Raw genomic sequence first — 7,623 nt, 5'->3', positions numbered from 1 at the left:
CGCCAAGAATAATAGGGAGCTTTAGATTTTTCATAATATGTCCTGTCAATATTGTTTAATCTGTTAGGTGTCTTCGGGCTGTTAGGTATCTTCGGGTTGTTAGGTGCCATCGGGTCAACCTGTAGTGGGTGACGACGGGCCAACACCGATGACAAGTCAAGATTTAGGCGGTAATAGCGGCGCAAAAAGGGCGCGGCTGTGACAATTTCTCGTAAATCTTGTGGCGAATTTATGTGCGCACATGAATTTATCAGAGTGGATAAAGGGTGCTGGCTTGGGTATGATGATGGGCTTTTTACAATCGGGTTACTGTCATGACTGATCAAACACCTGCCGTACCGCTCATCACCGGCACAACAAAGCTTTTTGGCGTGATTGCGCATCCATCAGCGCATGTGCGCGCACCAATGGTATTTAACGAGCGTTTTGTTGCCGAACAACGCGATCATCTGATGATTCCGATTGATGCAACGCCAGAGTCGCTGGCCACTGTCATGGATGGATTGCGGGCGATGGATAATTTTGGCGGCCTTACCATCACCATTCCTCACAAAGTACCGATTGCGCAAATGTGCGACGAACTGGGCGAAGCTGCCCGTGTGTGTGGCGCGGTAAATGCCGTACGATTTGGTGATGATGGTCGCCTTTATGGTGATATTTTCGATGGCGCCGGTTTTGTTGCTGGCCTGGCGCTAAAGGGACATGACATAGCAGGAAAGCGTGTTTTGATGCTGGGGGCTGGTGGTGCCGCACGGGCGATTGCGGTGGCGCTGTGTCAGGCGGATGTGGGAACCATAGCGATTGCCAACCGTACCCGCGAAAAAGCGCAGGATCTTGTCGATGCGATACGCGATGGAGCAGGTTACACGCAGGCATATGTGCTGGATGATATGGCTGATACGGCAATAGACGTTGCAAGTGATGTAGATGTCATAATAAACACAACCTCGCTTGGTCTGCATACAGGTGATGCTTTGCCTTTAGCGCTGGATACCGTTCGCCCCGATACCCTGATTGCCGATATCATAATGGTGCCAGCCCGCACAGCATGGCTGGCTCTGGCCGAAGATAAAGGTCTGCCTACGCATTATGGGCGCCATATGCTTGATTGTCAGCTTGAGTTGATTGGGCGGTTTATCGGGGCTCTGGATTAAATCAGCAAGTTTCCTATATATAGGGCTAATAGGAAATTGAATTAGTTAGCAGGTGCCGTTATAAAGGCAGACTTGATGGTGATGGCGCGGCCATACCTAGATTAAGAGGATGATTATGTCAGAAACGGCAAATGTTTGGACTGATGAGCGCTTGGAAAAGTTGAAAATCCTGTGGAGTGAAGGCTTATCTATTTCACAAATTGGTGAAGCTCTGGGCGTGTCGCGCAATTCGATTGCTGGCAAGGCGCATCGTATGGGATTGCCAAAGCGGCCATCACCAATCGCCAAAACCAAATCATCAACCGTTAAGCCCATAGCGGCAGTGCCAGAGCCAGATCGCGAAATGCCACTGCGGCTGGAATTGCGCAAGCTTGAATGGTCGCGTAGCAAATGTTGCTGGCCAACAGGCGATCCCAAGTTTAACGGTTTCACATTTTGTGGTGATGCCATTGTACCCGGGAAACCCTATTGTCTGACACATTGTCAGGAAGCCTATACAACTTCACGTGACTCTAGCTAATTATGTTGAAACTTCGTTCTGACTATAGGCCGCCTGCCTATCTGGTAACTGCGGCGTATCTTGATATTTCAATTTTTGATGATCAGACGCTTGTGACCACGCGTCTCGAACTGACCAAAAATCCTGATGCGGGGACCGGTGCCAATGAGATGCGTCTCAATGGTCGTGATCTGGAATTAAAACGCCTATCAATCGATAATATCGAGATAGCCAAAGATGATTGGCCGCTTGATGATGCGGGAATCCATCTAACAAATTTGCCAGAAAACTGTGTGGTGGAAAGCCTGTCTGTGTGCCATCCAGAAACAAATACCACCCTTGAAGGTCTGTATCTGTCAGGCGGGATGTATTGTACCCAATGTGAACCAGAAGGGTTCCGGCGTATCGGCTTTTACCCGGATCGCCCTGATGTAATGACCATATTTACCGTGCGGGTCGAGGCGGATATTGCCTATCCGAAATTGCTGTCAAATGGCAATCTTGTTGAAACAGGCGCGGCCTCGGAAGGTCGGCATTTTGCTATCTGGCATGATCCGCATCCAAAACCAAGCTATCTTTTTGCCTGTGTTGTCGGTGATCTTGAATGTGCCGAGGATAGCTTTGTAACGGCGTCTGGTCGTGATGTTACCCTGCATATCTATGTGGAAAAGGGTAATGTTGGCCTTACAGGTCATGCGATGGATTCGCTGAAACGCTCAATGAAATGGGATGAAGACCGTTTTGGGCTGGAGTATGATCTTGATCTTTTCCAGATTGTTGCGGTTAGCCATTTCAATATGGGCGCAATGGAAAATAAGGGTCTGAATATCTTTAACAGCAAATTTGTGCTGGCCGATACGAACACAGCAACCGATACCGACCTGCATCGTGTTGAGTCGATTGTGGCGCATGAATATTTCCATAATTGGACAGGCAACCGTGTGACCTGTCGCGATTGGTTCCAGCTGACCTTGAAAGAAGGGCTGACAGTTTATCGCGATCAGTGTTTTTCAGCTGATACACATGATGAAGGTGTGCAGCGCGCCGATGATGTTAGCCTGTTAAGGGCCGCGCAATTCCCCGAAGACCGAAGCCCTACAGCGCATCCAATTCGGCCTGAAAGCTATCGCGAAATCAATAATTTCTACACTGCTACTGTCTATGAAAAAGGCGCTGAAGTGATCCGGATGATGGCGGCGTTTCTAGGTCGTGATGGTTTCCGCAAAGGGATGGATCTGTATTTCAAGCGGCATGATGGTTCGGCGGTGACCTGTGACGATTTTGTCGCCGCACTTGCCGATAGCAATGATATCGATCTTTCAGGATTTGCCCGCTGGTATGAACAAGCTGGCACGCCGCATTTATTGGTCAAACGAGTTGATGACGGGAAATCGACTATTACCCTCGATTTTGAACAGACATTGCCGGAAACCGCGGCGAAGACCCCGCGTAATCCAGCACCCATTCCGATCAGGCTTGGTTTTCTGGATGCGGCAGGACATCCGGTTGCCACCAGCTTGACACCCGATGGTGTCAGCGCTGATGAGCATGTGGTGCTGATGCAAAAAGCAACGCATCGTCAGTCATTCCATGCGGCGTCAGGGGCTGGTGATGTTGCGCTGACGCCAAGTCTATTGCGCAATTTTTCGGCACCGGTGGTGTTGGCAGATGACTTAAGCGCGGCTGAGCGTTTACATCTTATGGCACATGATACAGATCGGTTTAACCGCTGGGATGCAGCTCAAACGCTGGCAGCGGACGCGATCATTGCCGCGGCAACAGGCGGTAATAGCTTGGATGCCGATGCCGCCGCTTTGTCAGGTGCCTATCGAAATATTCTAGGTGAAGCTGATTTGCTTGATGCGTTCAAAGCCAGCATGTTTGCCTTGCCGGGTGTATCGGTGCTTGAAAGCCGGTTAAATCCGGCTGATCCGGTGGCTCTGTATCATGCGCGTATGCGCTTGCAGGCGGCACTTGGTGATGGTCTATCCGATATTATTGCCGCATATCTCAAAGATGACGTACGCCATGCGCTGCAAGCCAGTGATGGTGGTCGGGCGTTACTGAATGCGTTGCTCATGCTTGGGGTGGCGGCGTCAAGCAAGCAAGCCGAGGACATTGCCGCGGCACAGGTGCTAGACGCGAATATGACCTTGTCGCAAGGGGCTGTTATGGCACTTAATAACAGCGCGTCTGCGGCACGCGATGTGGGGCTTTCGGCCTTTCATGACCGCTGGCAGGACAATCCCCTTGTTATGGAAAAATGGTTCCAGATGGAATCAATGTCGGTGGTTGGTGGCACCGTGGCTCGGCTCAAGACCTTGATGCAACATCCGTCATTTGACCCGAATAACCCGAATAAGTTGAGGGCGGTGCTTGGGGCGTTTATGTCGGGTAATCCAGTGCATTTTTATGCTGAGGATGGTTCAGGCTTTGCATTTATCGCTGATTGTCTGATTGATATTGATGGCCGTAACCCACAGATTTCGGCGCGGATGGTATTACCGCTTACCCGCATGTCTGCTTATGATGATGGCCGAAAAGCCCAAATGATGGCGGCCTTACGCCGAATTGACAAGGCCAAGCCATCAAACGATCTTGCCGAAATTGTCGAGAAGGCATTGGCCGCAAATAGCTAGACGCTTGTTTAACGCGGTTAGATCTAGCGCCGCAAAAAAGCCGGTATGTGTCCTGTCGCTTCCAGCGTGTCGCCTTGGCAATCAGGTGGTGTCGGCAATTCGTCTTTAGTGTTGCCATTACGTGTTTTCTGACGCGGCTCTTTTGTATTTTGGTCTTTAGCCGTGGTTGAGGAAGCTGATTTTTTATCAGGCTTTATACTGTCCTTATGAGCCGCTTTGGCTGCTGGTTTTTTACCACGATCGGCAGGCTTTTTATCAGCGTCTTTCGCTGTTGGCATTTTGGTCTCGCTTGAGGCGTTGCCAGCGTCACCAATAAGCGGAATGGCTTTGCCGATCAGGCTCTCGATAGCACCGATATAGCGTTTATCATCCTTGCTAGAGGCAATCGTAAAGGCGCGACCAGACTTGCCAGCACGGCCCGTTCGGCCAATACGGTGGACATAATCTTCGGCATTCATCGGGACGTCAAAATTAAACACATGGCTGAGGCCAGCGATATCAAGGCCACGAGCAGCGACATCCGAAGCAATCAATAAAGGTACTTCTCCTTTTTTGAATTTATCTAGCGCTTCCAGACGGGCTGACTGGGTCATGTCGCCATGCATCGCCACTGCCGAAAACCCGTGATTTGTTAGCGATTTTACCAAGGTCGAAATATCGCGTTTCCGGTTGCAGAAGATAACTGCATTTTTAACCATTTCTGACCTTAATAGGTCTCGCAAAACGGTGCGTTTGTTTTTCACGTCAGTCCATTGCAGATGTTGCGCCACTGTTTCGGCTGTTGATGCGGGGGGGGCAACCTCGATGATTTTCGGGTTGCTCACAAATTTACTGCTGATTTTATGGATGTCATCCGACAAAGTCGCCGAGAAGAACAGTGTCTGCCGCAAAGGAGGCAACAAGCTTACAATACGTTCGACATCTGGGATAAAGCCCATATCAAGCATGCGATCGGCTTCGTCAATCACCAAAACCTTGACATCATTCAACATGACTTTGCCACGTTCAAAATGGTCAAGTAAACGACCTGGTGTAGCGATCAACACATCTACGCCCTTATCAAGTGCGGCATTCTGATCGCCAAAGCTCACGCCACCAATCAAAAGCGCCATGTTCAATTTGTGATGAGTGCTGAATTTTTCAAAGGATTCGGCGACCTGAGCAGCAAGTTCACGTGTGGGTGCCAGAATGAGAGAGCGCGGCATTCGCGCTTTGGCGCGCCCTGATGCCAATATATCGATCATTGGCAAGGTAAAGGACGCGGTTTTTCCCGTGCCAGTTTGGGCTGATCCCAAAATATCGCGACCCATCAATACGATAGGGATCGATTTTTCCTGAATAGGGGTGGGGCTTTCATAACCTAATTCGGCTACAGCCTGACTAAGCTCATCACTGAGACCGAGGTCAGAAAATTTCAAGGACAACTTCCTTTGAACATTTATAAGGTGAATAAGGTACAGCAGAAAATTCTGCTATCAAACTATCTGAGGCGGTGATACAGAGGAAACGCCGCAAGGTCAATCTTTCATTCAGATAAGCCGCATGACATGACCCCATTTACCCCCATTTTCATTCCGGGTTTACTATGTACCGCAGATTTATTTGCCGCCCAGCTTGCCCATTTGGACTCCACGCAAAGACTGTTCAAAGTCGCCGATACGTCACTAGATAACAATATTGCCACTATGGCTGAGCGCGCACTGGCGATGGTGGATGGCTTGTTATTGCCGGTAGGTTTGTCGATGGGGGGGTATGTGGCTATGGAAATGGCGCGCCGTGCGCCAGATCGGATCGCTGGCTTGGCATTGTTGAATACCACCTGCCGGATTGATAGTGCGGCGCATCGCAGACAGCGTGAACAGGCGATTGCACTGGCGCATAGTGATCGTTTCAAAGGGGTAACACGGCATCTTTTGCCCCGCTTGCTATCGCCAGATGCCGTTAATGATCCGCATATAGCTAGCCGCGTGTTGAAAATGGCTGATGATATTGGCCGGCAAACCTTTATCCAGCAACAAACAGCGATCCTTGGTCGTCAAGATCAAAAGCATATGTTGCGGGAATTCAGACAGCCGCTATTGATTGTATGTGGCACGCTTGATGTGTTGACGCCGCCCGCGCTTTCCGAAGAAATAGCTGCCTTGTGCCCACATGCTGATTATCGCTTGTTGGACGGTGTCGGACATTTATCTTCGATGGAAGCCGAAAGTGCGGTTACTGACGCCTTGCAGGCTTTGTTTGATACGGTTGATACGGCGCTAGCTGACCGTTAAACGTCAAGATTGGCCAACGCGTCTTCGGCATGATCGCGAATATAGCCAAAACGCAGTTCAGCCTTTTTGCCCATAAGCGTGTTGACCAGTTGATCGGTGGTGCGTCGCAGATCAGCACCAAGTGAATCGCGTTGCGGCAATTCGACCTTGAGCAGGCGGCGACTGTCTGGATTCATGGTGGTTTCTTTGAGTTGAGCTGGGGGCATTTCACCAAGCCCCTTAAAGCGGCTGATATCGATTTTGCCGCGTTTGTCAAAGCCAGTTTCCAGCAATTCATCACGCTGCACATCATCCAGCGCATAAAGCGTTTTGCCGCCCTGATTAATGCGATAGAGTGGCGGCTGGGCAAGATATAGCCGCCCTGCTTCGATTAATTGCGGCATTTCACGATAGAAATAGGTCATCAGCAAGGCCGCAATATGCGCGCCATCAACATCAGCATCCGTCATGATAACAACACGCCCATAACGCAAATCATCAAGCTTGAAATCCTTGCCCGGGCGCACACCAAGCGCCAAAGCCAGATCGGATAGTTCCTGATTACCGCTGAGTTTTTCAACCGTTGCGCTGGCGACATTCAGAATTTTACCACGCAAGGGCAAAACCGCCTGGGTTTTCCGGTTGCGTGCCTGTTTTGCCGAGCCCCCCGCCGAGTCCCCCTCGACGAGGAATAATTCGGTCAGATCAAGATCGTTTGAAGTGCAGTCAGCCAGCTTGCCAGGCAGGCGCAGACGGCGCGTTGCCGATTTACGCGCCACTTCCTTTTCCTTTTTGCGCCGCTTGCGTTCTTCAGCGCGTTCGATAGCGGCCTCTAGCAGAAAATTGGCGCGTGCCGAGTCGGCGGATAGCCAATGTTCAAAGCGATCGCGCACCGCCTGTTCGGTCATACGGGTGGCGTCGGTTGACACAAGCCGGTCTTTGGTCTGTCCCTGAAACTGCGGATCGCGCAAAAACACCGACAGCATGACGCCGGTATTGGCCAGCACGTCATCGGCGGTCAGATCTGCTGCTTTGCGGTTGCCAGCCAGATCGCCATAATTACGTAAAGCACGAACGAT

Annotated in this window: 6 protein-coding genes; 4 read left to right on the top strand and 2 right to left on the bottom strand. The window is 50.6% G+C overall.

Annotation, left to right across the window (positions count from 1 at the left end; genetic code table 11):
• Positions 1–314: 314 nt before the first annotated feature.
• The 3 genes from ACTF7Q_RS09660 (at position 315) to pepN (ending at position 4,292) form a co-directional block, all read left to right on the top strand.
• On the top strand, positions 315–1,154 hold the full coding sequence (locus tag ACTF7Q_RS09660; protein ID WP_438997629.1) for a shikimate dehydrogenase family protein: 840 nt from the start codon (positions 315–317) through the stop codon (positions 1,152–1,154).
• Positions 1,155–1,269: 115 nt separating this feature from the next.
• Positions 1,270–1,674 (top strand): GcrA family cell cycle regulator, encoded by a 405-nt coding sequence (locus ACTF7Q_RS09655; protein ID WP_438997628.1) that lies wholly within the window; start codon positions 1,270–1,272, stop codon positions 1,672–1,674.
• 2 nt (positions 1,675–1,676) lie between these two features.
• Positions 1,677–4,292: an aminopeptidase N gene (pepN, locus tag ACTF7Q_RS09650; RefSeq protein ID WP_438997627.1), complete on the top strand. Its 2,616-nt coding sequence runs from the start codon at positions 1,677–1,679 to the stop codon at positions 4,290–4,292.
• Positions 4,293–4,315: 23 nt separating this feature from the next.
• Here pepN and ACTF7Q_RS09645 read toward each other — a convergent pair whose 3' ends face one another.
• Positions 4,316–5,710, bottom strand: coding sequence for a DEAD/DEAH box helicase (locus ACTF7Q_RS09645; protein ID WP_438997626.1), 1,395 nt, complete (start codon positions 5,708–5,710; stop codon positions 4,316–4,318).
• Between the two features lie 129 nt (positions 5,711–5,839).
• Here ACTF7Q_RS09645 and ACTF7Q_RS09640 point away from each other — a divergent pair, with 129 nt between their 5' ends.
• A complete protein-coding gene (locus tag ACTF7Q_RS09640) occupies positions 5,840–6,565 on the top strand; it encodes an alpha/beta fold hydrolase (RefSeq protein WP_438997625.1) in 726 nt (241 codons plus the stop codon).
• On the opposite strand, the gene ACTF7Q_RS09635 is transcribed toward ACTF7Q_RS09640, so the two are convergent.
• Positions 6,562–7,623 (bottom strand): toprim domain-containing protein (locus tag ACTF7Q_RS09635; RefSeq protein WP_438997624.1); only part of this gene is annotated, 1,062 nt, incomplete at its 5' end. The two genes, ACTF7Q_RS09640 and ACTF7Q_RS09635, sit on opposite strands and share 4 nt — an antisense overlap.

It is taken from the genome of Puniceispirillum sp. (SeqCode) (genome assembly GCF_965657105.1).
Classification (GTDB): domain Bacteria; phylum Pseudomonadota; class Alphaproteobacteria; order Puniceispirillales; family Puniceispirillaceae; genus Puniceispirillum.
This window is presented reverse-complemented; position numbering and strand designations above follow the sequence as displayed.